This is a genomic window from Pseudomonas sp. PK-RTE-24 (assembly GCF_054052265.1).
The window spans coordinates 1,703,365-1,727,192 of record NZ_CM133224.1 but is presented as its reverse complement, the minus strand read 5'-3'; the positions used below and the strand labels follow the sequence as shown (position 1 = coordinate 1,727,192).

Here is a 23,828-nt window from a genome sequence, read left to right as displayed (position 1 = left end):
GAAATCATGACCGACAAGCCACAGGTACCCGCCCGACCAGCCGACGAATCAGCGTCCGAGAGCCTCGAGGCAGCCGCAGTTGCCGCCTACCTGGAGGCTCATCCGGACTTCTTCGTCGAGCACGAAGAGCTGCTGCCCTCGTTGCGCATTCCGCACCGACGCGGCGACACCGTGTCGCTGGTCGAGCGGCAGATGACCATCCTGCGCGACCGCAATATCGAGATGCGCCATCGCCTTTCGCATCTGATGGACGTGGCTCGTGACAACGATCGCCTGTTTGAAAAAACCCGCCGCCTGATTCTCGCGCTGATGGATGCATCGACCCTGGAAGACGTGGTCATCAGCGTTGAGGACAGCCTGCGTCAGGATTTCCAGGTGCCTTTCGTCAGCCTTATCCTGCTCGGCGACAACCCCGCACCGGTCGGCCGCTGGGTGACTCACGCCGACGCGCAAACCGCGATCGGCGGCCTGCTCACCGAAGGCAAAAGCGTCAGCGGCAGCCTCCGTGAACATGAGCTGGATTTCCTCTTCGGCGAAGAACAGCGCCAGCAGATCGGCTCGACCGCCGTGGTTGCCATCAGCCATCAGGGCATTCACGGCATTCTGGCGATCGCCAGCCGTGACCCGCAGCACTACAAGAGCTCGGTCGGCACCCTGTTCCTCAGCTACATCGCCGAGGTCATGGGCCGCGTGCTGCCACGGGTCAACAGCTCGCTGCGCTCGGTACGCTGACCATGGAACGACAACTGGACGCTTACTGCGAACATCTGCGCAGTGAGCGGCAGGTGTCGCCGCACACCCTGTCGGCTTATCGCCGCGACCTCGATAAAGTCCTTGGCTGGTGCATCAAGCAGAACATCGGCAGCTGGGCCGCGCTGGACATCCAGCGCCTGCGCAGCCTGATTGCCCGGTTGCATGCGCAAGGCCAGTCCTCGCGCAGCCTCGCCCGCCTGCTCTCGGCGGTACGCGGGCTCTATCACTATTTGAATCGCGAAGGCCTGTGCGACCACGACCCGGCCACTGGCCTGGCCCCACCGAAAGGCGAACGACGCCTGCCGAAAACCCTTGATACCGACCGCGCATTGCAGCTGCTGGAAGGTGCGGTCGAGGACGATTTTCTCGCCCGGCGTGATCAGGCGATTCTTGAGCTGTTCTATTCTTCTGGCCTGCGCCTGTCCGAGCTGACCGGGCTCAATCTCGATCAACTCGACCTCGCCGACGGCATGGTTCAGGTGCTCGGCAAGGGCAGCAAGACCCGACTGTTGCCGGTTGGCACCAAGGCCCGCGAAGCCTTGGAACACTGGTTGCCGCTTAGAGCCATGACCAACCCGGCGGACGATGCGGTTTTTGTCAGCCAGCAAGGTCGGCGTCTCGGCCCGCGCGCGATTCAGGTGCGGGTCAAACTGGCTGGCGAGCGCGAACTGGGGCAGAACCTGCATCCGCACATGCTCCGGCACTCGTTCGCCAGCCATTTGCTCGAGTCTTCACAGGATCTGCGCGCGGTGCAGGAATTGCTCGGCCACTCCGATATCAAAACCACGCAGATCTATACCCACCTCGACTTCCAGCATCTGGCGGCGGTCTACGACAGCGCCCATCCCCGGGCCAAACGCATGAAAGGCGATGATTCATGAGCATTCAGTTGATCACCTTCGACCTCGACGACACTTTGTGGGATACCGCGCCGGTGATCGCCAGCGCTGAAACCGTGTTGCGCGAATGGCTGAGCGAGCATGCGTCGAACCTGGGCGCGGTGCCGGTGGAGCATTTGTGGTCGATTCGCGAGCGAGTGCTGGCGGGCGAACCGGGCCTCAAACACCGCATCAGCGCGCTGCGCCGACGTGTGCTGCTCCATGCGCTGGAAGAAGCCGGGTATGCCCACGGCGAAGCGTCGGAGCTGGCTGACAAGGCTTTTGAAGTGTTCCTGCATGCGCGGCATCAGATCGAAGTGTTCCCGGAGGTCGAGCCGCTGCTGGAGCTGCTCGCCAATCATTACGCCCTCGGCGTGGTCACCAATGGCAATGCCGACGTGCGCCGGCTGGGGCTGGCGGATTACTTCAGGTTCGCCTTGTGTGCCGAAGACATCGGCATCGCCAAACCGGATGCGCGGCTGTTTCATGAAGCGTTGCAGCGCGGTGGTGTGGGTGCTGAAGCGGCGGTGCATGTCGGCGATCATCCCGGCGATGACATCGCCGGGGCGCAGCAGGCGGGGTTGCGCGCGGTGTGGTTCAACCCGACAGGCAAGGTCTGGGAGGCGGAGCGCTTGCCGGATGCGGAAATTCGCAGCCTGACCGAATTGCCCGCCGTGCTCTCGCGCTGGAATGAGCAACACTGACCCTGAATTAACTTCATTCCCTGTGGGAGCTGGCTTGCCAGCGAAGAGGCCAGCACATTCAACATCAATGTTGTCTCACAGGCAGCTATCGCTGGCAAGCCAGCTCCCACAGGGTCTGCATTGCCTTCACAACCTTTATTTCAGGCATAAAAAAGCCCGCAGCGACGGCGGGCTTTTTCAGCAAGCGAGCGACGCGCCTCAGATAGGGCGGCTGCCGTACTTGTTATCCGGCTTCTTGGGCGGATCGGCGACCACGTTGGCCTCCACTTCCTGCACCTTGCCGCCGCGCGCAAGGAATTCTTCCATGGCCTTGGCCAGGGCGTCGCGCTCCTTGTTCTTGGCTTCGATGCTCGGCAACTCGTCGACCGAGACCGCAGCCTTGGCTTTGCCTTTGGCAGCCGGGGCCGGCGTGTCGTCACCGCCATCGTCTTCGGTAACGTCTTCCGCTGCCGCTTCCAGGCCTTCCTCGGCCTCGTCTTCGTCGCCTACTTCGAGGTCGTCGTTTTCCAGATCATCGTCGCTCATGTTCTACCTCATGACTTGCCAAAAGCAGATTAGTTATAGACCAGCTTTGGCGGCTGTCGAAGCCGCCGTTGAAAAATCTTCTGCCGCTGCCCGGCAGCGGCTCATGCCTGTTCACCGTGCAAGGTGGCGAGGACTTTACGGGCACCGCCATGATCACGGTGCTCGCCCAGATAAATCCCTTGCCAGGTACCCAGTGCCAGCCGCCCTGCCGCAACCGGCAGACTGACCTGGCAACCGAGCACGCTGGCCTTGAAGTGCGCCGGGAGATCATCCGGGCCTTCGTCGTTGTGCTCGTAGCCGTCTGTTCCTTGTGGGATCAGACGATTGAAAAATCGTTCGAAGTCGCGACGAACTGCCGGATCGGCGTTCTCGTTGATGGTCAACGATGCCGACGTGTGCTGCAGCCACAAATGCAACAGACCGACCCGACAGGCCTTGAGTTCAGGCAAGCCTGCGAGCAACTCGTCCGTCACCAGATGAAAGCCCCGGGGCCTTGCCCGCAGGGTTATCAGAGTCTGTTGCCACATACAGTTCTCCGCTCGTTCGGGGCGCATTCTAGCGTGCTCTGAAAAAAAACAAAGGCCCTAATATTCCTGCAGCGATGTAAGCGATTGCCCGCAGAAAAAGCCTCGTCGTAAAGACGACCAAAGCCGTAAGAAAAATCCTTTCAGCCGCACCTTGAATGACAAATCCCGGACAAAAAAATGCCCGGCGAACCGGGCAGTTTTTTTATCGCGCGTACTTACAGGTTGTAGCCGCGTTCGTTGTGTTGTGCCAGATCGAGGCCGACCGACTCTTCTTCCTCGGTTACGCGCAGACCCATGACGGCGTCCAGCACCTTGAGGATGATGAAAGTCACGATCGCGGTGTAGATCACCGTGAAGCCGACGCCTTTGATCTGAATCCAGACCTGCGCGCCGATGTCAGTCACGGTGCCGAAGCCGCCCAGTGCCGGTGCGGCAAACACACCAGTGAGGATCGCGCCGAGGATACCGCCGATACCGTGCACGCCGAAGGCATCCAGGGAGTCGTCATAGCCGAGTTTGCGTTTCAGGGTGGTGGCGCAGAAGAAGCACACCACGCCTGCGGCCAGACCGATCACCAGTGCACCCATCGGGCCTACAGTGCCAGCGGCCGGAGTGATCGCGACCAGACCGGCGACCACACCCGAAGCAATGCCCAGTGCGCTTGGCTTGCCGTGGGTGACCCACTCGGCAAACATCCAGCCCAGTGCCGCAGCGGCAGTGGCGATCTGGGTAACCAGCATGGCCATACCGGCAGTGCCGTTGGCGGCTGCAGCGGAACCGGCGTTGAACCCGAACCAGCCGACCCACAGCATCGCCGCGCCCATCAGCGTGTAGCCGAGGTTATGCGGAGCCATCGGTGTGGTCGGGAAGCCTTTGCGCTTGCCCAGTACCAGGCACGCGACCAGACCGGCGATACCGGCGTTGATGTGCACCACGGTGCCGCCAGCGAAGTCGAGCACGCCCCAGTCCCACATCAGGCCGCCGTTACCGGACCAGACCATGTGCGCGATCGGTGCATAAACCAGCGTGAACCAGATGCCCATGAAAATCAGCATCGCGGAGAACTTCATACGCTCGGCGAACGCACCGACGATCAGCGCCGGGGTGATGATCGCGAAGGTCATCTGGAAGGTGATGAACACCGCCTCAGGGAACAGCGCCGCCGGGCCGGTGATGCTCGAAGGCGTGACACCAGCGAGGAACGCCTTGCCCATGCCGCCGAAGAACGAATTGAAGTTGACGACGCCCTGTTCCATGCCGGTGGTGTCGAAGGCAATGCTGTAGCCATAAATGACCCACAGGATGCTGATCAGGCCGGTAATGGCGAAGCACTGCATCAGCACGGAAAGAATGTTTTTCGAGCGAACCATACCGCCGTAGAACAGCGCCAGACCGGGGATGGTCATGAACAGCACGAGCGCTGTCGAGGTGAGCATCCAGGCGGTGTCGCCGGAATTGAGGACTGGCGCTGCCACTTCGTCTGCCGCCATGGCGATGCCGGGCATTACGATGGACAACAGGGCGCCTAGCCCTGCGAATTTACGCAGAGTCATATTGTTTTCTCCTGGGGCGTTGGGTTTGTGGCGGCGCTTAGATCGCGTCGGTATCGGTTTCGCCGGTACGGATGCGGATCGCCTGTTCCAGATTGACCACGAAGATCTTGCCGTCACCGATCTTGCCGGTGTTGGCCGCTTTGGTTATCGCCTCGATAACCCGATCCAGATCCTTGTCGTCGATGGCCACGTCGATTTTCACCTTGGGCAGAAAATCGACCACATATTCCGCGCCGCGATACAGCTCGGTGTGACCCTTCTGCCGGCCGAAGCCTTTGACTTCAGTGACGGTAATGCCCTGCACGCCGATTTCGGACAGCGACTCGCGCACGTCGTCCAACTTGAACGGCTTGATGATGGCAGTGACTAGCTTCATGAAACTCTCTCCCGAATTGGTGGACTTGCCCCAGGAAAACAAACCCGTCTCAAGTCTAAGCGCAGTGCCTGGCTTTGTAACGCATCGTTGACGCCAGCTAACCGCATCAGACGAAACTCCCCGCTTCGTCTGCCGCACTGCATTCGTCACAGCGACTGCATCAGTGCATGGGTCGAGGGTGACTAAGCAGAAACCTTGCCAGCTCGGCAAAAACCCTGCATTTCAATCGCTTGGCACCTGTTGCAAGCGCTCGGGCAGAAAAGCTTTTGCCGATACGCACAACAACGGTGCGCCACCGTCCGTCCCCCTGCGCGAAAAGCGTGCATCCGTGCAACGGGATTGACTATAGACACTGCGTGATACACTGCCGGCCATTGTTTCCAGGACATTTCCCATGCTCGCGCCCAAAGACTTCCTCGACGCCCTGAGCGGCACCGCCTCCCGCCTCTTCAGCGGCGACACCCCGCTGCCGAAAGCCGAAATCGAAAGCCAGTTCAAAATGCTGCTGCAAAGTGCCTTCAGCAAACTCGATCTGGTCAGCCGGGAAGAGTTCGATAGTCAGATGGTAGTGCTGGCGCGTACTCGCGCCCGCCTCGAAAGCCTCGAAGCCAAGGTTGCCGAGATGGAAGCGAAGCTGACACCGCCCGCTGAATAATTCGCGTCCCCTGTAGGAGCTGCCGAAGGCTGCGATCTTTTGATCTTCAGCCCTTCAACCATCCCCGCAACGTCCTACAACCTGCACCACCGCCGTCCGATTGCGCCGAAAAGCCCAGGTTTCTAAGCTCATCCGATGCTGAATGTTCAGCACCGGGTTTGGCGACCTGGATCGAATTTGACGCAATGCAACTAAACTCACACAGAGGTTTTTTCTCTCAACGAGTTATGGCGGCTTTGCGTGGGAGACCTCAGGGTCTGCCGGTTTCGAATTCACCGGTTCGCCAACCCGCGCATAGCTGCCACCCTTTTCGTTTGGCGACGAACAGAAGCAGTTTTCTTCACTTGAATTCGAGAACTGAACCATGGACGAAAACTACCTGAAACCTAGCATCTTCACCCGCCACAAACTCCCCCTCAACGCACTCCTCATTCAGAACCAACCCTGGTTCTGCGCCCGAGACCTGAGCCGCCTGCTGCACATCTACCTCAACGAACGCATGCTGCGAAAACTCGACCCCGACCAATACCAAACCCGCAAAACCCTGATCCACAACCAGATCGAAAACACCCTGCTGATCAGCGAATCAGGCATCTACGCCCTCCTCGTCTACCACTACTGTCCCGAATACCGAGCGCTGCGCGAATGGCTCACCCACCAAGTCATCCCCACACTGCGCGACGCCCAACTCCCCAGCACAAGCGAACGCCCACATCTCAGCTTGCTCAGTTGGCCGGACATGACGTTGAGTTTGCTGCACTGGAATAACCAGCCGTGGATACGGTTGCAGGATGTACCACACATGGTGACGGAGCGAGAACAAGCAAACCGCACGGTTGTGAACTCATGGTGGAGAAAGGCTCTGCAATTGATCTGAATTTTTGCGCTGCAACCTCACCAACGGTCATTTCAGTGATATCACTGAAATGACCTGTTTTGTGTCTTCGTTAACTCGCCCCCCCTACTCCGAAATCCTCCACTCACAGAAGTAACGTCCTACAAAACGCGTCCCCCACGTCTGATTTCGCTGCCCCCTCTCTGCTGGCTATCTTCTGCGACCAGATCCAAACAGATGAAAACAATGAGAAGAAAAGGCAAAGCAACGGATCTTCGCAACCAGACATTCAGATCAAACTCGCGAAAGATCGCCTACAAATTCTTTATAAAGAACATTGCCCCGAGAATCCCAAATATTGATGCAGCAGCGGTCAAGTTTGAGCCAATTACCCCAGCAGCGATAAAGCAATACTTTCTCTGGGAGGGGCCAACAATTTTCCCTTGGGATGACGTTGCAGACTGGAAAAGTAAAGATGCGAAAGGTCTGGATTTGGCGATATGGTTCAAACAGATTCTTTGCGGCATGTGCTATGCGACCCCGCGCGCAAGCTCTATCTGCTTAAAGATTATTCTGTTGGAAGGGCATCCGGACAGGGCGCACCCGCTTCGCGGCAGGATCGCGCCGATTGCTCTGCTTGTCGCAGATCACTATGCGCGAGCGCTAGGATGCAAAGAAATCGAAATTCAGGATCCTGATCCGAATGTTGTCTTTTACTACCGGAAACTGGGGTTCGAATTCGACCATACCAACCGGCTTGTCATTTCTGTGAACGGTCAATAACATCGAAATCAACAACCCAATCGTACGAGGTGCGTATGAGCCCAAAAAAGCGAAAGGCAAAGCTTCTTCAGATTGTTGAACTACATCTCGAAGCACTCCGGTTGGCTGGGGATATGTCAGCCAACCAACGGCGATTTATTGAAGTTGCTGTTACGTGTGGGCCAGAGCTTGAGCCAAGCGGCCCGCTGGCCGGTAGAAGATCCTGAGTCAAAAATAAAAAGGCGTCCATAGGACGCCTTTTTTGTGTTTGGAGGAGTAGTCGCAGCGATTCTTTAGCTCCTGGCTTTGCAACCATGGGTTCAGAATCCGACGAGCTGGCCCGTCGTCACTACTTCAGAGAAACCAGCTTTCTCTGCTGCCAAAAATGCGGGGGAGCTTTTACTGGTGCCCAGTCCCAACGAATGCGCAGTTGCAGTCCTCGAGCGGGAGGATCCGTCAATGCCGAGCGAGAGTCAACGCTCCAATTCAGGCAAGCACTGACAGCCCATCGGGTCTTGATACGTCTTGTAAACCTCTATTTCAGCACTGAAACCCGGCTCAACTATCCTTCAAAAACCCGCAGGAAGCGGCCCCCGATTCAACTCAAGGAACGACCATGTCCCTCTCCATTGTCCACAGTCGCGCCCAGATTGGCGTGGAAGCCCCCGCTGTTACCGTCGAAGTCCATCTGGCCAACGGTCTGCCGTCGCTGACCATGGTCGGCCTGCCTGAAGCGGCGGTGAAGGAGAGCAAGGATCGCGTACGCAGCGCGATCATCAATTCCGGACTGCAATTTCCGGCGCGGCGGATCACCTTGAATCTGGCGCCGGCGGACCTGCCCAAGGATGGCGGGCGGTTTGATCTGGCGATTGCTTTGGGGATTCTGTCGGCGAGTGTGCAGGTGCCCTGCCTGACCCTGGACGAGGTGGAATGTCTGGGTGAGTTGGCGCTGTCGGGTGCCGTGCGGCCGGTGCGTGGTGTGCTGCCGGCGGCACTGGCGGCGCGCAAGGCCGGGCGGGCGCTGGTGGTGCCTCGAGCGAATGCAGAAGAGGCGTGCCTGGCATCCGGGCTCAAGGTGTTTGCGGTCGATCATTTGCTGGAAGCGGTGGCGCATTTCAATGGGCACACGCCGGTCGAGCCTTACGTTTCCGATGGTTTGATGCACGCTGCCAAGCCCTATCCCGACCTCAACGAAGTGCAGGGTCAAACAGCCGCAAAACGCGCATTGCTGATTGCCGCAGCGGGGGCGCACAACTTGTTGTTCAGCGGGCCTCCGGGAACCGGCAAGACGCTGCTGGCCAGTCGTCTGCCAGGATTACTGCCACCGCTTTCCGAATGTGAGGCGCTGGAAGTGGCAGCGATTCAATCGGTCGCCAGCGGGGTGCCTCTGACTCACTGGCCGCAACGCCCCTTCCGCCAACCACACCATTCGGCTTCAGGGCCGGCATTGGTCGGTGGCAGCTCGAAACCGCAACCCGGCGAGATCACCCTCGCCCACCATGGCGTGCTGTTTCTCGATGAGTTGCCGGAGTTTGATCGCAAGGTGTTGGAAGTTTTACGCGAGCCTTTGGAGTCGGGACATATCGTCATCGCGCGGGCCAAGGATCGCGTACGTTTCCCCGCGCGATTTCAATTGGTTGCCGCGATGAATCCGTGTCCCTGTGGATATCTTGGCGAACCGAGCGGCAAATGCTCGTGCACACCGGACATGGTCCAGCGCTATCGCAACAAGCTGTCAGGGCCGCTGCTGGACCGGATCGATCTGCACCTGACCGTGGCGCGGGAGGCAACCGCGTTGAATCCGGCAGCCAAGCCCGGCGAAAACAGCGCCAGCGCTGCGGCTCTGGTGGCCGAGGCTCGCGAACGACAGCAGAAGCGTCAGGGCTGTGCCAATGCGTTTCTCGATCTGCCGGGGCTCAAGCGTCACTGCAAGTTATCCACAGCTGACGAGAAATGGCTGGAGGCGGCATGCGAGCGACTGATCCTGTCGCTGCGCTCGGCGCATCGCCTGCTCAAGGTCGCGCGCACACTGGCGGATCTTGAGCAGGCCGATGCGATTACCCGCGAGCATCTGGCCGAGGCACTGCAATACCGGCCGGCGACACCTTAATGCTCGGTCAGATCAACCAGCGGTGCCTGACGCACTTCGGTATCACGCCCGGCCTGAATATCGGTCACACGCTTCAAGGCGTTATCCACCGCAGCTTTATCCGCCAACAGGCTGTAGCTGATCTGGAACTGCTTGTGCTGTTTTGGGGCGATGGTCGGCACCAGATTCAACGGCCGCTGATAGCGACGGTTATAGGAAAAACTCGTCCCAGGCTCCAGCCCGGTGACGTAGCCCTGCCCCTGGGTGTCGGTGTTTTTCCACAGCGAGAACACCGGCAACTGCTCGGTGTTGAAGCCAACGGATACGCCGAGACTACCGGCCTTGTTGTGCAACACAGTCAAGGTGTCACCCTTGGCGTCCGCATACGGCACGACGTTGTAGACAGTTTCGTCGTAGTCCTTGGTTGGCGCGCGATAGGTCTGCCAGTCGGGCAGGTCACCCTTGGCCTTGTCGTTGAACGGCGATACCTGCTTCACCGGCGCAGCGAATTTTGCCCCTTGCTCAAGAAACGGCGTGCTGAAATTGCTGTGATACAGCGCCTGATATTCCTTCGCATAGTCGCCGTTGTTGGTCAGAGTGTCGTTAAGGGCGAAGCTTGCGCTGCCCGGTTCGGTGACCAGTTCGGTCGCTACCGAGAAATCGACTTTCTTGAATGCCTGCTCTTTCAGCTCGCCACGCAGCGTGATGGCATACGGCGGCTTCTCGTCGATGTGCAAAGTGACGGTGCTGGCCGGGATGTTGGCGGCGCGACCGTGCAGGGTCAGCAGTTCGCCGTTGTCCATGCCGGGATGGCCAACCCACTCGTAACCGCAACGGGTGACCAGCTCATTGAAGCCTTCCAGCCAGCCCAGACCACCGCGACCGTTGAGTTCGATGAACGCTGGGTTGACCACGTCCTTGACCGGCGAATCCCAGCCCATGCGCACGTCGCCCACCGAAGCCTGCAACACGTTCATGCCACGGGTTGGCACCACCGAGAGTTTCATCGTGCCGTTATCGATGTCGACGATGCTGACGCCCTCCTGACGACCGCCATGCAGAGTACGCAAGGTCACGGAAAACGGTTTGGCGGTTTTTACACCGAGTTGCTCACTGGTGATCGTCCGGTTTTTTGCCGGAGTGTTGGCGTCGAGCAGGACATAGTCCCAAGCCATGGCATGAGAAGCGGCAGAGAATGCGCCGAGGGCGACGAGGAGTTTGAGCGGGGTCATGGCAGCAGCCTTTATTGGAGTTGTGCCATTTTTATAGCGCTGCGGAAACGTTTCAGCAAGTGCAAAGAAGAGGCGGGAGAAAAGCATTCGCAAGCAGGCTCGCTCCCACTGGGGTTTCCGGATTTCACAACCTTTGTGAATCACACCGAAAACTGTGGGAGCGAGCCTGCTCGCGGTAGCTGTTTCAAAGACGCATCAACGGAAGCGATCAACCTCGGAACGCAGATCCGCCGCCAGCTTCTCCAGCTCTTTCGCGGTGACAGCCAGGTTCGACACCACCTCACGCTGCTCACTGTTGGCCAGTGCGATGCTCTGCAAATTGCTGCTCAGCAACGTAGCAGTGCTGCTCTGCTCCTGAGTGGCGGTGGTGATCGCGGCGAACTGCTGGCCTGCCGAACGGCTCTGCTCGTCGATCCGCGCCAGCGCCGAGGCGACATTGGCGTTGCGCGACAGGCCTTCCTGCATCAGCACGTTGCCCTGTTCCATAGTGCTGATCGCGTTGCCGGTTTCCTGTTGGATGCTGTGGATCATGCTGGAGATTTCATCGGTCGCCTGACGGGTACGCGAGGCGAGGCTGCGCACTTCGTCCGCGACCACGGCAAAACCGCGACCTTGTTCACCGGCACGCGCGGCTTCGATGGCAGCGTTGAGTGCCAGCAGGTTGGTCTGCTCGGCGATCGAGGTGATCACACCGACAATTCCGCCGATTTCCTGAGAGCGCTGCCCCAGCGTGTTGATCACGCTGGCGGTGCTGTTCAGCGCACCGGCGATCTGCTCCAGCGACGACGACGCTTCTTCCATCGAGCTGCGGCCGATCTGCGTTTGCTGAGCGTTTTCCTGCGCCAGGCGCTGGGTCGCGCCCATGTTGTCGGCGATGTTCAACGACGTCGCGCTGAACTCTTCCACGGCGCCGGCCATGCTGGTGATTTCGCCCGACTGCTGCTCCATGCCCTCATACGCACCGCCGGACAAACCGGACAGCGCCTGCGCACGGCTATTGACCTCTTCCGAAGCGCGGCGGATGTGCTCGACCATGGTCGACAGCGCCTGGCTCATCTGGTTGAACGCGCGGGACAGCTGCCCGATTTCATCGTGGCTCGATACGTTCAGACGCACGCTCAGATCACCAGCACCCAAGGCCTCAGCCTGACGCACCAGATCGCCCAGCGGCGCGAGTTTGCTGCGCAGCAGCCAGACCACGGAACCGACCGCGAGCAACATCGCCAGCAGGCTGCCGATCGCCAGTTGCGTACCGACGCTCCAGGTCACCGCGCGGATCTCGGCTTTCGGCATGCTCGCCACCACCGACCAAGGGCCACCTTCGAACGGCACGGCGATGCTGTAGAAGTCCTCGCCCTTGTCGCTCCAGAACTCACCCTTGCCCGGGGTTTTCACCAGGTTGTTGATGGTCGGGGCGGCTTGATCCAGGTTTTCGACACCGGCAATCGGCACCAGCCATTTGTTCTGCTCGTCGAGCAGGGCCAGCGAGCCGGTCTTGCCAATGCGGAAGCGCTTGAGATTGGCGAACTGCGCGTTCTGCGCGTCGGTGTAATCGAAACCTACATACAACACGGCGATGATCTTGCCGCCCGCATCGCGCACCGGTGTGTACTGCGACATGTAGTAGCGCTCGAACAGCAACGAGCGGCCGACATAACTCTGCCCTGCCATCAACTTCGCGTAGGCCGGGTTGGCATGATCGAGCACGGTGCCGATGGCACGGGTGCCGTCCTGCTTGCTGACGTTGGTGCTGACGCGAATGAAGTCTTCGCCGCTGCGCACGAATACCGTGGCCACACCGGCAGTCATCTGCTTGAACTCGTCAACTTCCTTGAAGTTGTTGTTCAGCACTTCGTTGCCCAGATGCAGACCCGGGGTCTGCACGCCGGCCACGGTCACTGGCTGATCGGGGTGCACACTCAGGCCACTGCCGAAGCGTTTTTCGAACAGACCGCTCAGGCGCAGGGTGCTTTCGCGCAGCGTACCGTGGAAGGTACTCAGTTGATCGGCCAGCAGCCGGGCCTCACTGGCCAGATGCTCTTCACGGGTGGCGAGGTTGGCGGAATCCAGCGAACGCAAGGCGAACACCGTACTGCCGCTGATGACTATCGCCAGTATCACAGCAAGGGCAAGACCCAGCTGCGAGGCGATCCGAGCACGAGGTTGAGACATGAACAGCTCCTGGCCGAGCCACCGAATCCTCCTTGATCGCGGTAATTGCCCGGAAAATATTCTAATAGTGGGGTGTAACGCGGAACCGGCACGACGGTTCCACAAGCTCGTAGTCGGCGGTAAAACCGAATACTTGAGCGCATTGCGTGGGTATGGCGCAGTGGTGGCATTGTGCCGGCTCGAACGTTTCAGCTCAAGCGCTCTACCGCCGGCAATTGCATGGCGCGGACTTCGCCTTGGAGAAAATCGCTGAGGCGGCGCAAACGTTCACCTCCCGGGCGCGGCTTTGGCCAGACCAGGTAATAATTCAGGCCACTGGCGACGGCCGTAGGCCACGGCAGGCTCAAGCGCCCTTGCGCAACATCTTCGGCAACCATCAACAGATCCCCCATCGAAACGCCGTAGCCGCGCGCCGCCGCGATCATGCCCAGCTCCAGCGTATCGAACACTTGCCCGCCCTTGAGCGAAACCTGATCGGACAGGCCCATGCGCTCCAGCCAACTGCGCCAGTCGCGGCGATCCGGGGTCGGGTGCAGCAGTTCAGCAGTCGCCAGACGCGCTACATCCCAAGGTTGATCATTGAGCAGGTTCGGCGCGCCGACCGGGATCAATTCCTCGGGAAACAGCAGGCTCGCTTCCCAGTCCGGCGGGAAATGCCCGTCACTGAGCAACACCGCGCAATCGAACGGTTCGTTGTTGAAGTCCACCGAATCAATGTCCATCCACGCGCTGGTCAGTTGCACCTCATTGCCCGGCTGCAAATGGCGGAAGCGACTCAACCGCGCCAGCAGCCAACGCATGGTCAGGGTAGATGGCGCTTTCATGCGCAGGATGTCGTCCTCGGCGCGCAAGGTATTGCAGGCGCGCTCAAGGGCGGCGAAGCCTTCGCGGATTCCGGGTAGCAGCAGCCGTGCCGATTCGGTCAGTTGCAGGTTGCGCCCGCTGCGATGAAACAGCCGGCAGGCGAAGTGTTCTTCAAGGGTGCGCATGTGCCGACTGACCGCGCTCTGGGTGATCGACAATTCTTCCGCCGCGCGGGTGAACGAGCTGTGTCGCGCTGCCGCTTCGAATGCGCGCAGGGCATACAACGGCGGAAGGCGTCGGGACATACAAAAAGCTCCAGTAGCGGGGATACAGCCAATTCGGCAGGACGATTCAGGATGAGTATTAATCATGCCACCCATCCTTTTTATCCCTTTGTGCAACGCCTGCCAAGCGCCGAGAATCGACGCTCTTCTGTTCCCTCTGAAATTTGGGTGGTGATGACCATGCGGCATCCTGTGCGTACCGAACTCTGGGTCATCCTGCGGCTGGCGGGGCCGCTGATTGCTTCGCAGTTGGCGCACATGCTGATGGTGCTGACCGATACTCTGATGATGGCGCGCCTGAGCCCCGAGGCGCTGGCCGGGGGCGGCCTCGGTGCGGCCAGCTACTCGTTTGTATCGATTTTCTGCATCGGCGTGATTGCCGCAGTTGGCACATTGGTGGCGATCCGTCAGGGTGCCGGCGACATCATCGGTGCCGCGCGCCTGACACAGGCCGGGTTGTGGCTGGCGTGGCTGATGGCCCTCGGCGCCGGGCTGCTGTTGTGGAACCTCAAACCGGTGTTGCTGCTGTTCGGCCAGACCGAAACCAACGTCAACGCCGCCGGGCAATTCCTCATCGCCCTGCCCTTCGCCCTGCCCGGTTATCTGAGCTTCATGGCTCTGCGCGGCTTTACCAGTGCAATCGGCCGGGCGACGCCAGTGATGGTCATCAGCCTCGCCGGCACGGTGGCCAACTTCCTGCTCAACTACGCGCTGATCACCGGCATGTTCGGCCTGCCGCAACTGGGTCTGACCGGCATCGGTCTGGTCACGGCGATTGTCGCCAACTGCATGGCACTGGCGCTGGCCTGGCATATCCGTCGGCATCCGGCTTATGACGCTTATCCGTTGCGCGCCGGTCTGTCGCGGCCGAACCGGCAATACCTGAAAGAACTCTGGCGCCTGGGCCTGCCGATTGGCGGCACCTATGCGGTGGAAGTCGGGCTGTTTGCCTTTGCCGCGTTATGCATGGGCACCATGGGCAGTACGCAAATGGGTGCGCATCAGATCGCCCTGCAGATCGTTTCGGTGGCCTTCATGGTCCCGGCCGGGATGTCCTATGCCATCACCATGCGCGTCGGCCAGCACTATGGCGCCGGGCAACTGGTCGATGCGCGCATGTCCGGGCGTGTCGGCATCGCCTTCGGCGCCGTGGTGATGCTCGGCTTTGCCCTGGTGTTCTGGCTGTGGCCGAACCAGTTGGTCGGCCTGTTCCTTGACCACAACGATCCGGCGTTTGCCGAGGTGATCCGTCTGGCGGTGAGCCTGCTGGCCGTAGCGGCGTGGTTCGAGCTGTTCGACGGCACGCAGACGATTGCCATGGGCTGTATTCGCGGGCTCAAGGATGCCAAGACTACGTTTCTCGTGGGGCTGGCTTGCTATTGGCTGATTGGCGCACCGGCGGCGTGGTGGATGGCGTTCCATTTGAACTGGGGGCCGACGGGCGTCTGGTGGGGATTGGCGCTGGGCCTGGCGTGTGCGGCGGTGAGCCTGACGCTGGCGTTCGAATGGAAGATGAAGCGGATGATTCGGCGCGAGCCGCAAGCTCAAGGTTTCAACATCCCCCAGGCCGAATGAGGGTTTCCTTTGTGGGAGCGAGCCTGCTCGCGAAGACCGAGTGCCAGGCCCAGATCATTCAGCTGACATAACGCCTTCGCGAGCAGGCTCGCTCCCACGGGGATTTGCGCCGGCCGCAACAATTGTGATCAACCGACGATTTCCAGGGCCGGCTGCTGGTTCGATCCAGACGTCAGATATTCCACCAACTCATCCAGCGGCAACGGTCGGCTGATCAGATAACCCTGCACCTGATCGCAGCCGAACCCGCGCAACAATTCCAGTTGCTCCGGCGTCTCGACGCCCTCGGCGACCACTTCCAGATGCAGGTTGTGCGCGAGGTTGATCATCGCGTGCACCAGTTTGCGGTTCTCTTCGCGCTGTTCCATGCCGCCGACAAAACTCTTGTCGATCTTCAGCAAGGTGATGGGCAGGCTGTTGAGGTGCACGAACGACGAAAACCCGGTGCCGAAATCGTCCAGGGAGAAGCGCACACCGAGGCGGCCGAGCGCATCCATGGTCTGTTTGACCAGATCGCTGCGCCGCATTACCGCGGTTTCGGTCAGTTCAAATTCCAGCCACTGCGCCTCGACGCCGCGCTCGGCAATCAGACGGCTGAGCGTCGGCAGCAACTGGCTGTCCTGAAACTGTCGGAACGACAGGTTGATCGCCATGTGCAGCGCCGGCAGACCCTGCTCGCGCAAGGCCTGCATGTCGCGCAAGGCGCGGGAAATCACCCAGTAACCCAATGGCACGATCAGACCGCTCTGCTCGGCCAGCGGCACAAATTCACTCGGTGGCAACAGACCGCGCTCGCCATGACGCCAGCGCACCAGCGCTTCGAGGCCGACAATCTGGCCGTCCTCAAGATTCAGGCGTGGCTGGTAATGCAGTTCCAGCTCATCGCGGCGCAAGGCCCGGCGCAGTTCGCTTTCGAGGTCGGCCATGCTTCGTGCGTTGCGATTGATGCGTTCGTTGAAGATATGAAAGGTGCAGCCCTGTGTGCTCTTGGCCTGCTGCATGGCGATGTGGGCGTGCCACATCAGTGGATCGGCACCGCCATTGGCGCGGGCATGGGCGATGCCAAGGCTGGAGCCGATCAGCAGGCTCTCGCCGTCGACCCAATAAGGTTCGGCCAACGCCTCAGTGATGCGTTCGGCCATCCACTCGGCGCGTTGCGGTGCACGACGGGTATCGATCAGCAGAGCGAATTCATCGCTGCCCAGCCGTGCCAGTTGATCGCCGGCCTCCAGCTGACTTTTCAGGCGCGCGACCACTTGCAGGATCAAGCGATCGCCGGCCTGATGACCAAGGGCATCGTTTGCATGGCGGAAGTTGTCGAGATCGAGATGGCCTAGGGCAAGACCGCGCCCGTCGCCCTCGGCAAGGCGCGCAGCAAGCAGAGTCTGAAAGCCCTGGCGATTGGCGATGCCGGTCAGCGGGTCCTGTTCGGCGAGGCGCTGGAGAGTGTTTTCCAGCACGCCGCGCTCGCGCACATGGCGCAGGCAGCGCTGGAGCATGCCGGCGTCGAGAGCGTCGAACACCAGCCAGTCGCTGACACCGACCGGCGCGGTGGCCGGCTCGTGCTCCAGCAGCAGAACGGTCGGCAGGCTGCAACGCCCGGGCGGCGGTTGCAACGCTGGCAGGGTCAGCAGTACCGCGTGGCGGTTGTCTTCGAACAGGCGGCTGACCGAATCCCAGTTCGGCGCACTGATCAGCACCGCCGCGCTCCCCATCGGAGCCAGACACTCACGCAACAACGCTGTCCACGCTGGCTCTTCGGCCAGTAGCAGCAAACGCAAGGGTTCGACAGGCGTAGACAAGCTGACTCCCTAGACTCTGCAATGATGTAGGCGGGGCATTATGCCGGTGTGCTGAACAATGACCAATGCGTTGTCTGATGACAACGACCTCTAAACGTTATTTTGTGTCACGAATGAGAACATTAGCCGCAAAATCCCCGCGTATCCTGCGTGAAAGTAACAAAACCGGCAAATTTGAATCGCGTGTTGCGTCACAAGTCGGACAGAGCAGCACAAATCGCTGAGCCTGTTAAAATGCCGGCCCATTTCGTCAACGACTCCCGAATTTTCGTATGTCCCGACTCAATCCCCGGCAGCAAGAAGCCGTGAACTACGTCGGCGGCCCTCTATTGGTGCTCGCCGGTGCTGGCTCCGGCAAGACCAGCGTGATCACGCGCAAGATCGCGCACCTGATCCAGAACTGCGGCATCCGCGCCCAGTACATCGTCGCCATGACCTTTACCAACAAGGCCGCGCGCGAAATGAAAGAGCGGGTCGGCACCCTGTTGCGTGCCGGCGAAGGGCGTGGCCTGACCGTCTGCACCTTCCACAACCTGGGCCTGAACATCATCCGCAAGGAACATGCGCGGCTGGGCTACAAACCCGGTTTCTCGATCTTCGACGAGACCGACGTCAAAGCCCTGATGACCGACATCATGCAAAAGGAATACGCAGGCGACGACGGCGTCGACGAGATCAAGAACATGATCGGCGCCTGGAAAAACGACCTGATCCTGCCCGCCCAGGCCCTGGAAAACGCGCGCAATCCCAAGGAACAGACCGCCGCGATCGTCTACACCCACTACCAGCGCACGCTCAAGGCGTTCAACGCGGTGGACTTCGATGACCTGATCCTGCTGCCGGTAAAGCTCTTCGAAGAACACGCCGACATTCTCGAAAAGTGGCAGAACAAGGTCCGTTACCTGCTCGTCGACGAATACCAGGACACCAACGCCAGTCAGTATCTGTTGGTGAAGATGCTCATCGGCAAGCGCAACCAGTTCACCGTGGTCGGCGACGATGACCAGTCGATCTATGCCTGGCGTGGCGCGCGCCCGGAAAACCTGATGCTGCTCAAGGACGACTACCCGTCCCTGAAAGTGGTCATGCTCGAGCAGAACTACCGCTCCACCAGCCGCATCCTGCGTTGCGCCAACGTGCTGATCTCGAACAACCCGCACGAATTTGAAAAACAGCTGTGGAGCGAGATGGGCCACGGCGACGAGATCCGCGTGATCCGCTGCCGCAACGAGGACGCCGAAGCCGAGCGCGTGGCCATGGAAATCCTCAGCCTGCACTTGCGCACCGACCGCCCGTACAGCGATTTCGCGATTCTCTATCGCGGTAACTACCAGGCCAAGCTGATCGAATTGAAGCTGCAACACCACCAGGTGCCGTATCGCCTGAGCGGCGGCAACAGCTTCTTCGGTCGCCAGGAAGTGAAGGACCTGATGGCCTACTTCCGCCTGATCGTCAATCCGGATGACGACAACGCCTTCCTGCGGGTGATCAACGTGCCGCGCCGGGAAATCGGCTCGACCACCCTGGAAAAGCTCGGCAACTACGCCACCGAACGCAAGATCTCGATGTACGCCGCCACCGACGAAATCGGTCTGGGCGAACATCTCGACAGCCGCTTCACCGATCGCCTGGCGCGCTTCAAGCGCTTCATGGACAAGGTCCGCGAGCAGTGCGCCGGCGAAGATCCGATTTCGGCGCTGCGCAGCATGGTCATGGACATCGACTACGAGAACTGGCTGCGCACCAACAGCTCCAGCGACAAGGCGGCGGACTACCGCATGGGCAACGTCTGGTTCCTGATCGAGGCGTTGAAAAACACCCTCGAGAAAGACGAAGACGGCGAAATGACCGTCGAAGACGCCATCGGCAAACTGGTGCTGCGTGACATGCTCGAGCGCCAGCAGGAAGAAGAGGACGGTGCCGAAGGTGTGCAGATGATGACGCTGCATGCGTCCAAAGGGCTGGAATTCCCCTACGTGTTCATCATGGGCATGGAAGAGGAAATCCTCCCGCATCGTTCCAGCATCGAAGCCGACACCATCGAAGAAGAGCGCCGCCTGGCCTATGTGGGCATCACCCGCGCCCGCCAGACCCTGGCCTTCACCTTCGCTGCCAAGCGCAAGCAGTACGGTGAAATCATCGACTGCGCGCCGAGTCGCTTTCTGGATGAGCTGCCGCCGGACGATCTGGCCTGGGAAGGCAACGACGACACCCCAACTGAAGTCAAAGCCGTGCGTGGCAATAGCGCATTGGCCGACATACGCGCGATGTTAAAGCGCTAGAATCGACTACTTTTTAATCTACCTTCGGCGCCCATCGCGCCAACAGAGGAAGCTGTTGTGGAAGCACTGCACAAAAAAATCCGCGAAGAAGGCATCGTGCTTTCCGATCAGGTCCTGAAAGTCGACGCTTTCCTGAACCACCAGATCGACCCGGCCCTGATGAAGCTCATCGGTGACGAATTCGCCGCGCTGTTCAAGGATTCCGGGATCACCAAGATCGTCACCATCGAGGCCTCAGGCATCGCCCCGGCGATCATGACCGGTCTGAACCTCGGCGTGCCGGTGATCTTCGCCCGCAAGCAACAGTCGCTGACCCTGACTGAAAACCTGCTGTCGGCGACCGTGTACTCGTTCACCAAGAAGACCGAAAGCACCGTGGCCATCTCCCCGCGCCACCTGACCAGCAGCGACCGCGTGCTGATCATCGACGACTTCCTGGCCAACGGTAAGGCCTCGCAAGCGCTGATCTCGATCATCAAACAGGCCGGCGCCACCGTTGCCGGTCTGGGCATCGTCATCGAAAAGTCGTTCCAGGGCGGCCGCGCCGAACTGGACTCGCAGGGCTACCGCGTTGAATCCCTGGCCCGGGTGCAATCGCTGAAGGATGGCGTCGTTACCTTCATCGAGTAACCCGCCGCCCCGAGTTATCCCCTGTGGGAGCGAGCCTGCTCGCGAATGCATTGTGTCAGTCACCCTGTTGAGTGAATGACACACCGCTTTCGCGAGCAGGCTCGCTCCCACAGTGGGTTCCGGGGTGGTCAGTTATTGCGCGGTAGCTTTGAGGCCTGTGAGCAGCAAGCGCTGGAACAGGTCTTCCTTGAGACCTTCCGGATTGGTCAGCTGCATCCGCTCAAGGTGTTCCGGGAACGTTGAGGCCTCCGGCGCATCCAGCGCTGCCTTGCCCAATTCCAGAATCTCAGTCAGCTTGAACTTGCTCTTCAGCCAGTTCAGCGCCCGCAGCAGATCCCGTTCGATCACAGTGAAATCACAGCCCAGCGGATACTCCGGAAACAGGTTCGGATGTCGCGCGGCAATCGCCTGCAAGCGTTGCGGTGTGTTATCGGCAAACCGTGGATCGATACGGAAATCCTTTGGCAGCTTGCCGACTTTCTGCGCCTGTTCGATCAGTCCCGGCTGGAAGCGAGAATCGCTGATGTTGAGCAGCGCTTCGATCACCGCTGCGTCGGATTTTCCGCGCAGGTCGGCGATGCCGTACTCGGTGACGACGATGTCGCGCAGGTGCCGCGGGATCGTGCAGTGGCCGTAGTCCCAGACGATATTGGAATTGACCTCGCCGCCGGACTCACGCCAGCTGCGCAGGATCAACATCGATCGCGCGCCTTCCAGCGCATGGCCCTGAGCAACAAAGTTGTACTGGCCGCCAACACCGCTGAGCACGCGTCCGTCTGCCAATTGATCAGCCACGCCGGCGCCAAGCAGAGTCATGGTGAACACGGTGTTGATGAAACGCGCATCAATGCGCTGCAAGCGCTTGAGCTCTTCCTGGCCGTACAGCTCGTTGATGTAGCTGATACGGGTCATGTTGAATTCAAGCAGCCTGCTTTGCGGCAACTCGCGCAGCCGCTCATAGAAACTGCGCGGGCCAAGGAAGAAGCCGCCGTGCACCGAGATACCGTCGGGCTGCGCGCCTTCGTCGAGGGTACCGGCATTGGCCTGCTCCTGGGTCGGCACATCCGGATAGACCTTGCGCCGAATGATCCCGGCATCCGCCAATACCAACAGCCCGTTGACGAACATCTCGCTGCAACCGTAGAGGCCTTTGGCAAATGGCGTGGTGCCGCCCTCGCGCTGGATCAATTGCGCCCATTGACTGAGGTTGATGTCATCGAGCAACGCCTGATAACCGGCGTTATCGGCCTGACGGGCAAGTAGCGCAGCAGTCAACGCATCCCCCATCGAACCGATACCAATTTGCAATGTGCCGCCATCGCGCACCAGCGTACTGGCGTGCAAGCCAATGAAATGATCCTGAAAGCCCACCGGCATGTTCGGCGTGGAAAACAGCGTGCTGCTGTCCTTCTCGTCGATCAGCAGGTCAAAGGTATCGATGTCGACTTCAGCATCGCCGGGCATGTACGGCAGATCCGTATGCACCTGGCCGACCAGCACAATGGTCTCCCCTGCCTCGCGGCGCTTGGCGATCATCGGCAGCAGGTCGAGGGTGATGTCCGGGTTGCAGCTCAGGCTCAGACGATCGGGATGCTCACTGTTGCTGGCCAGCAGTTGCGCCACAAGGTTCAGGCCCGCCGCATTGATGTCGCGGGCAGCATGGCTGTAATTGCTGCTGACGTAATCCTGCTGCGCCGGCGCGCTGTTGAGCAGACTGCCCGGCTGCATGAAGAACTGTTGGATTCGGATGTTGGCGGGCAGGCTGTCATGCTGGAGATCGGCGAGAAAATCAAACTCCGGATAATCACCAAACACGCGTTCGACGAAAGGCTCGATAAAGCGCTTCTGCAACCCATCGCCCAGATTCGGCCGACCGAGGCACAGCGCGGTATAGATCGTCAGCTGCCGCTCGGGCAGGTCCTTGATGCGCCGGTATAGCGCGTTAACGAAGTGATTCGGCTTGCCCAACCCCAGCGGCAGGCCCATGTGGATGTGCGCAGGCAAACGCGCCAGCACGTCGTCCACCGCCTGTTCGATCGAACACAACTGCACCATCTGAAGCCTCCCGCCCGTTCTATTGATAGGGGTAGACCGAGATTGCCTTGAGTTTGCTGCAAAGGACAGTGTTTGGTTTGGAGGGATCAGGGCCTAAATGAATCGGAAACCAGAAACCACAGACACAAAAAAACCGTCCGAAGACGGTTTTTTTTCAAAGCCGGCGCTGATTACAGACCGGACATCTCTTTGATCGCGCCCTTGAGCTCTTCATCGGAGCAATCGGCGCAGGTGCCTTTTGGCGGCATGGCGTTGATGCCGGTGATGGCCTTGGCGAGGATGCCGTCCAGACCACCCTGATGATCGGCCCGCTCCTTCCAGGCTGCCTTGTCGCCGATCTTCGGCGCGCCGAGCAGGCCCGTGCCGTGACAAGCGTTGCAGTGCTTGGCGATCACGTCTTTAGGGGCCTTTGCTCCGCCGCCACCGCCAGCGGTAGCAGCCACTTCCATACCCTTGCATTCCTGCCCTTGAACACACACCTGGCCGACGGGCTCGAGGCGTTTGGCGATGTCGTCATTTGTCGCAGCTTGAGCGCTGACAGCCCAGAGGGCCAGTACGGTTGCTGGTGCAGCCAGCATTTTCATAATTAGGTTCACGCGTTCACCCTCAATGGTGGCTATTCACGCCTGCGGCCACGGTTCGCAGGCGGGCGCAAGTATAGCGGGTAGGCCGCTGTACTGAAACAACCCCATGGTTAGAGGGGTCTTGTTGCCCATCGGTAAAACGGTTCTGGGGCCTTTGCCGTATTGGCTTGGCGCCTTCTGCTTAGAAATTCGCCGGCGTGGCTGCGCTGATTAGTCGCGCCGGCACGTCGAACGGGTTACGGAAACGATGCGGCTTGGTACTTTCAAAATAGTAGCTGTCGCCGGCTTCGAGGATAAAAGTTTCCAGACCCACCACCAGTTCGAGGCGGCCTTCGACCAGAATTCCGGTTTCCTCGCCCTCGTGGGTGAGCATTTCTTCGCCAGTGTCGGCGCCCGGCGGATAGATTTCGTTGAGGAAGGCGATGGCGCGGCTCGGGTGGGCGCGGCCGACCAGTTTCATGGTCACGGCGCCGTCGGAGATGTCGATCAGCTCATTGGCCTTGTAGACGATCTGGGTCGGCTGGTCCTGCAGGATCTCTTCGGAAAAGAACTCGACCATCGACATGGGAATGCCGCCGAGCACCTTTCTCAGCGAACTGATCGAAGGGCTGACGCTGTTCTTTTCGATCATCGAAATGGTGCTGTTGGTGACGCCCGCGCGTTTGGCGAGTTCACGCTGGGAAAGCCCTTTGAGCTTGCGGATCGATTGCAGTCGTTCACCGACGTCCAAGGCGGGAGCCTCCTGATGTTG

General features: G+C 60.0%; 21 protein-coding genes. 10 read left to right on the top strand and 11 right to left on the bottom strand.

Translation table 11 applies throughout. The features are described from left to right. Positions 1–6: 6 nt before the first annotated feature. Genes ACV8MC_RS07570 through ACV8MC_RS07560 form a run of 3 tightly spaced genes read left to right on the top strand, consistent with a single transcriptional unit; the run spans position 7 to position 2,335 of the window. Complete coding sequence (locus ACV8MC_RS07570) at positions 7–732, top strand: DUF484 family protein (protein WP_041476935.1); 726 nt, start codon at positions 7–9, stop codon at positions 730–732. A gap of 2 nt (positions 733–734) precedes the next feature. Beyond that, positions 735–1,634, top strand: a complete 900-nt coding sequence (gene xerC / locus ACV8MC_RS07565; protein ID WP_024014773.1) for a tyrosine recombinase XerC — start codon at positions 735–737, stop codon at positions 1,632–1,634. Beyond that, on the top strand, positions 1,631–2,335 hold the full coding sequence (locus ACV8MC_RS07560) for an HAD family hydrolase (RefSeq protein WP_457264934.1): 705 nt from the start codon (positions 1,631–1,633) through the stop codon (positions 2,333–2,335). Before xerC ends, ACV8MC_RS07560 begins: the two co-directional genes overlap by 4 nt. Positions 2,336–2,533: 198 nt before the next feature. On the opposite strand, the gene sutA is transcribed toward ACV8MC_RS07560, so the two are convergent. From sutA to glnK, 4 genes are all read right to left on the bottom strand, one after another. Further along, positions 2,534–2,860: a transcriptional regulator SutA gene (gene sutA / locus ACV8MC_RS07555; RefSeq protein ID WP_056791627.1), complete on the bottom strand. Its 327-nt coding sequence runs from the start codon at positions 2,858–2,860 to the stop codon at positions 2,534–2,536. A gap of 101 nt (positions 2,861–2,961) precedes the next feature. Continuing rightward, on the bottom strand, positions 2,962–3,387 hold the full coding sequence (locus ACV8MC_RS07550) for a secondary thiamine-phosphate synthase enzyme YjbQ (RefSeq protein ID WP_110644492.1): 426 nt from the start codon (positions 3,385–3,387) through the stop codon (positions 2,962–2,964). A 215-nt stretch (positions 3,388–3,602) separates the two neighbouring features. Beyond that, complete coding sequence (locus tag ACV8MC_RS07545) at positions 3,603–4,940, bottom strand: ammonium transporter (RefSeq protein WP_041476939.1); 1,338 nt, start codon at positions 4,938–4,940, stop codon at positions 3,603–3,605. Positions 4,941–4,977: 37 nt separating this feature from the next. Beyond that, positions 4,978–5,316 (bottom strand): P-II family nitrogen regulator, encoded by a 339-nt coding sequence (gene glnK, locus ACV8MC_RS07540; RefSeq protein ID WP_002555808.1) that lies wholly within the window; start codon positions 5,314–5,316, stop codon positions 4,978–4,980. A 394-nt stretch (positions 5,317–5,710) separates the two neighbouring features. On the opposite strand from glnK, the gene ACV8MC_RS07535 reads away from it, so the two are divergent. From ACV8MC_RS07535 to ACV8MC_RS07520, 4 genes are all read left to right on the top strand, one after another. Then, positions 5,711–5,971: an accessory factor UbiK family protein gene (locus tag ACV8MC_RS07535; RefSeq protein ID WP_007920416.1), complete on the top strand. Its 261-nt coding sequence runs from the start codon at positions 5,711–5,713 to the stop codon at positions 5,969–5,971. Positions 5,972–6,335: 364 nt separating this feature from the next. Then, entirely contained in the window at positions 6,336–6,848 is a 513-nt protein-coding gene (locus tag ACV8MC_RS07530) for a BRO-N domain-containing protein (RefSeq protein WP_457264932.1), read from the top strand. A gap of 195 nt (positions 6,849–7,043) precedes the next feature. Beyond that, positions 7,044–7,589, top strand: coding sequence for an N-acetyltransferase (locus tag ACV8MC_RS07525; RefSeq protein ID WP_457264931.1), 546 nt, complete (start codon positions 7,044–7,046; stop codon positions 7,587–7,589). A 595-nt stretch (positions 7,590–8,184) separates the two neighbouring features. Further along, on the top strand, positions 8,185–9,678 hold the full coding sequence (locus ACV8MC_RS07520; protein ID WP_071172128.1) for a YifB family Mg chelatase-like AAA ATPase: 1,494 nt from the start codon (positions 8,185–8,187) through the stop codon (positions 9,676–9,678). Here the strand turns inward: ACV8MC_RS07520 and ACV8MC_RS07515 are convergent. The 3 genes from ACV8MC_RS07515 to ACV8MC_RS07505 form a co-directional block, all read right to left on the bottom strand. After that, complete coding sequence (locus ACV8MC_RS07515) at positions 9,675–10,889, bottom strand: aldose 1-epimerase family protein (protein WP_252877101.1); 1,215 nt, start codon at positions 10,887–10,889, stop codon at positions 9,675–9,677. The two genes, ACV8MC_RS07520 and ACV8MC_RS07515, sit on opposite strands and share 4 nt — an antisense overlap. Before the next feature lie 195 nt (positions 10,890–11,084). Beyond that, entirely contained in the window at positions 11,085–13,061 is a 1,977-nt protein-coding gene (locus tag ACV8MC_RS07510) for a methyl-accepting chemotaxis protein (RefSeq protein ID WP_016772578.1), read from the bottom strand. A 188-nt stretch (positions 13,062–13,249) separates the two neighbouring features. Continuing rightward, positions 13,250–14,170, bottom strand: coding sequence for a LysR substrate-binding domain-containing protein (locus ACV8MC_RS07505; RefSeq protein ID WP_024014781.1), 921 nt, complete (start codon positions 14,168–14,170; stop codon positions 13,250–13,252). Between the two features lie 159 nt (positions 14,171–14,329). Between ACV8MC_RS07505 and ACV8MC_RS07500 the strand changes: the two genes are divergently transcribed. Beyond that, positions 14,330–15,724 (top strand): NorM family multidrug efflux MATE transporter, encoded by a 1,395-nt coding sequence (locus ACV8MC_RS07500; RefSeq protein ID WP_457264928.1) that lies wholly within the window; start codon positions 14,330–14,332, stop codon positions 15,722–15,724. 128 nt (positions 15,725–15,852) lie between these two features. Here ACV8MC_RS07500 and ACV8MC_RS07495 read toward each other — a convergent pair whose 3' ends face one another. Next, entirely contained in the window at positions 15,853–17,526 is a 1,674-nt protein-coding gene (locus tag ACV8MC_RS07495; RefSeq protein WP_150742919.1) for a putative bifunctional diguanylate cyclase/phosphodiesterase, read from the bottom strand. 272 nt (positions 17,527–17,798) lie between these two features. Between ACV8MC_RS07495 and rep the strand changes: the two genes are divergently transcribed. Then, positions 17,799–19,808 (top strand): DNA helicase Rep, encoded by a 2,010-nt coding sequence (rep, locus tag ACV8MC_RS07490; RefSeq protein ID WP_016772574.1) that lies wholly within the window; start codon positions 17,799–17,801, stop codon positions 19,806–19,808. A gap of 57 nt (positions 19,809–19,865) precedes the next feature. Continuing rightward, on the top strand, positions 19,866–20,438 hold the full coding sequence (locus ACV8MC_RS07485) for a xanthine phosphoribosyltransferase (protein WP_016772573.1): 573 nt from the start codon (positions 19,866–19,868) through the stop codon (positions 20,436–20,438). 132 nt (positions 20,439–20,570) lie between these two features. Here the strand turns inward: ACV8MC_RS07485 and ACV8MC_RS07480 are convergent, their stop codons facing one another. The 3 genes from ACV8MC_RS07480 to ACV8MC_RS07470 form a co-directional block, all read right to left on the bottom strand. Then, positions 20,571–22,493: an acetyl-CoA hydrolase/transferase C-terminal domain-containing protein gene (locus ACV8MC_RS07480; RefSeq protein WP_457264925.1), complete on the bottom strand. Its 1,923-nt coding sequence runs from the start codon at positions 22,491–22,493 to the stop codon at positions 20,571–20,573. 170 nt (positions 22,494–22,663) lie between these two features. Further along, a complete protein-coding gene (locus ACV8MC_RS07475; RefSeq protein ID WP_039757383.1) occupies positions 22,664–23,077 on the bottom strand; it encodes a c-type cytochrome in 414 nt (137 codons plus the stop codon). 181 nt (positions 23,078–23,258) lie between these two features. Continuing rightward, positions 23,259–23,807: a cupin domain-containing protein gene (locus tag ACV8MC_RS07470; protein WP_016772566.1), complete on the bottom strand. Its 549-nt coding sequence runs from the start codon at positions 23,805–23,807 to the stop codon at positions 23,259–23,261. Positions 23,808–23,828: the final 21 nt, after the last annotated feature.

Bases quoted from the DNA above. Each gene is read 5' to 3' on its own strand.
- xerC (WP_024014773.1), top strand. From the start codon at position 735: ATGGAACGACAACTGGACGCTTACTGCGAACATCTGCGCAGTGAGCGG.
- ACV8MC_RS07510 (WP_016772578.1), bottom strand. From the start codon at position 13,061: ATGTCTCAACCTCGTGCTCGGATCGCCTCGCAGCTGGGTCTTGCCCTT.
- ACV8MC_RS07475 (WP_039757383.1), bottom strand. From the start codon at position 23,077: ATGAAAATGCTGGCTGCACCAGCAACCGTACTGGCCCTCTGGGCTGTC.
- ACV8MC_RS07525 (WP_457264931.1), top strand. From the start codon at position 7,044: ATGAAAACAATGAGAAGAAAAGGCAAAGCAACGGATCTTCGCAACCAG.
- ACV8MC_RS07530 (WP_457264932.1), top strand. From the start codon at position 6,336: ATGGACGAAAACTACCTGAAACCTAGCATCTTCACCCGCCACAAACTC.
- ACV8MC_RS07570 (WP_041476935.1), top strand. From the start codon at position 7: ATGACCGACAAGCCACAGGTACCCGCCCGACCAGCCGACGAATCAGCG.
- ACV8MC_RS07545 (WP_041476939.1), bottom strand. From the start codon at position 4,940: ATGACTCTGCGTAAATTCGCAGGGCTAGGCGCCCTGTTGTCCATCGTA.
- ACV8MC_RS07505 (WP_024014781.1), bottom strand. From the start codon at position 14,170: ATGTCCCGACGCCTTCCGCCGTTGTATGCCCTGCGCGCATTCGAAGCG.
- ACV8MC_RS07560 (WP_457264934.1), top strand. From the start codon at position 1,631: ATGAGCATTCAGTTGATCACCTTCGACCTCGACGACACTTTGTGGGAT.
- rep (WP_016772574.1), top strand. From the start codon at position 17,799: ATGTCCCGACTCAATCCCCGGCAGCAAGAAGCCGTGAACTACGTCGGC.
- glnK (WP_002555808.1), bottom strand. From the start codon at position 5,316: ATGAAGCTAGTCACTGCCATCATCAAGCCGTTCAAGTTGGACGACGTG.
- ACV8MC_RS07480 (WP_457264925.1), bottom strand. From the start codon at position 22,493: ATGGTGCAGTTGTGTTCGATCGAACAGGCGGTGGACGACGTGCTGGCG.
- ACV8MC_RS07515 (WP_252877101.1), bottom strand. From the start codon at position 10,889: ATGACCCCGCTCAAACTCCTCGTCGCCCTCGGCGCATTCTCTGCCGCT.
- sutA (WP_056791627.1), bottom strand. From the start codon at position 2,860: ATGAGCGACGATGATCTGGAAAACGACGACCTCGAAGTAGGCGACGAA.
- ACV8MC_RS07550 (WP_110644492.1), bottom strand. From the start codon at position 3,387: ATGTGGCAACAGACTCTGATAACCCTGCGGGCAAGGCCCCGGGGCTTT.
- ACV8MC_RS07500 (WP_457264928.1), top strand. From the start codon at position 14,330: ATGCGGCATCCTGTGCGTACCGAACTCTGGGTCATCCTGCGGCTGGCG.
- ACV8MC_RS07535 (WP_007920416.1), top strand. From the start codon at position 5,711: ATGCTCGCGCCCAAAGACTTCCTCGACGCCCTGAGCGGCACCGCCTCC.
- ACV8MC_RS07520 (WP_071172128.1), top strand. From the start codon at position 8,185: ATGTCCCTCTCCATTGTCCACAGTCGCGCCCAGATTGGCGTGGAAGCC.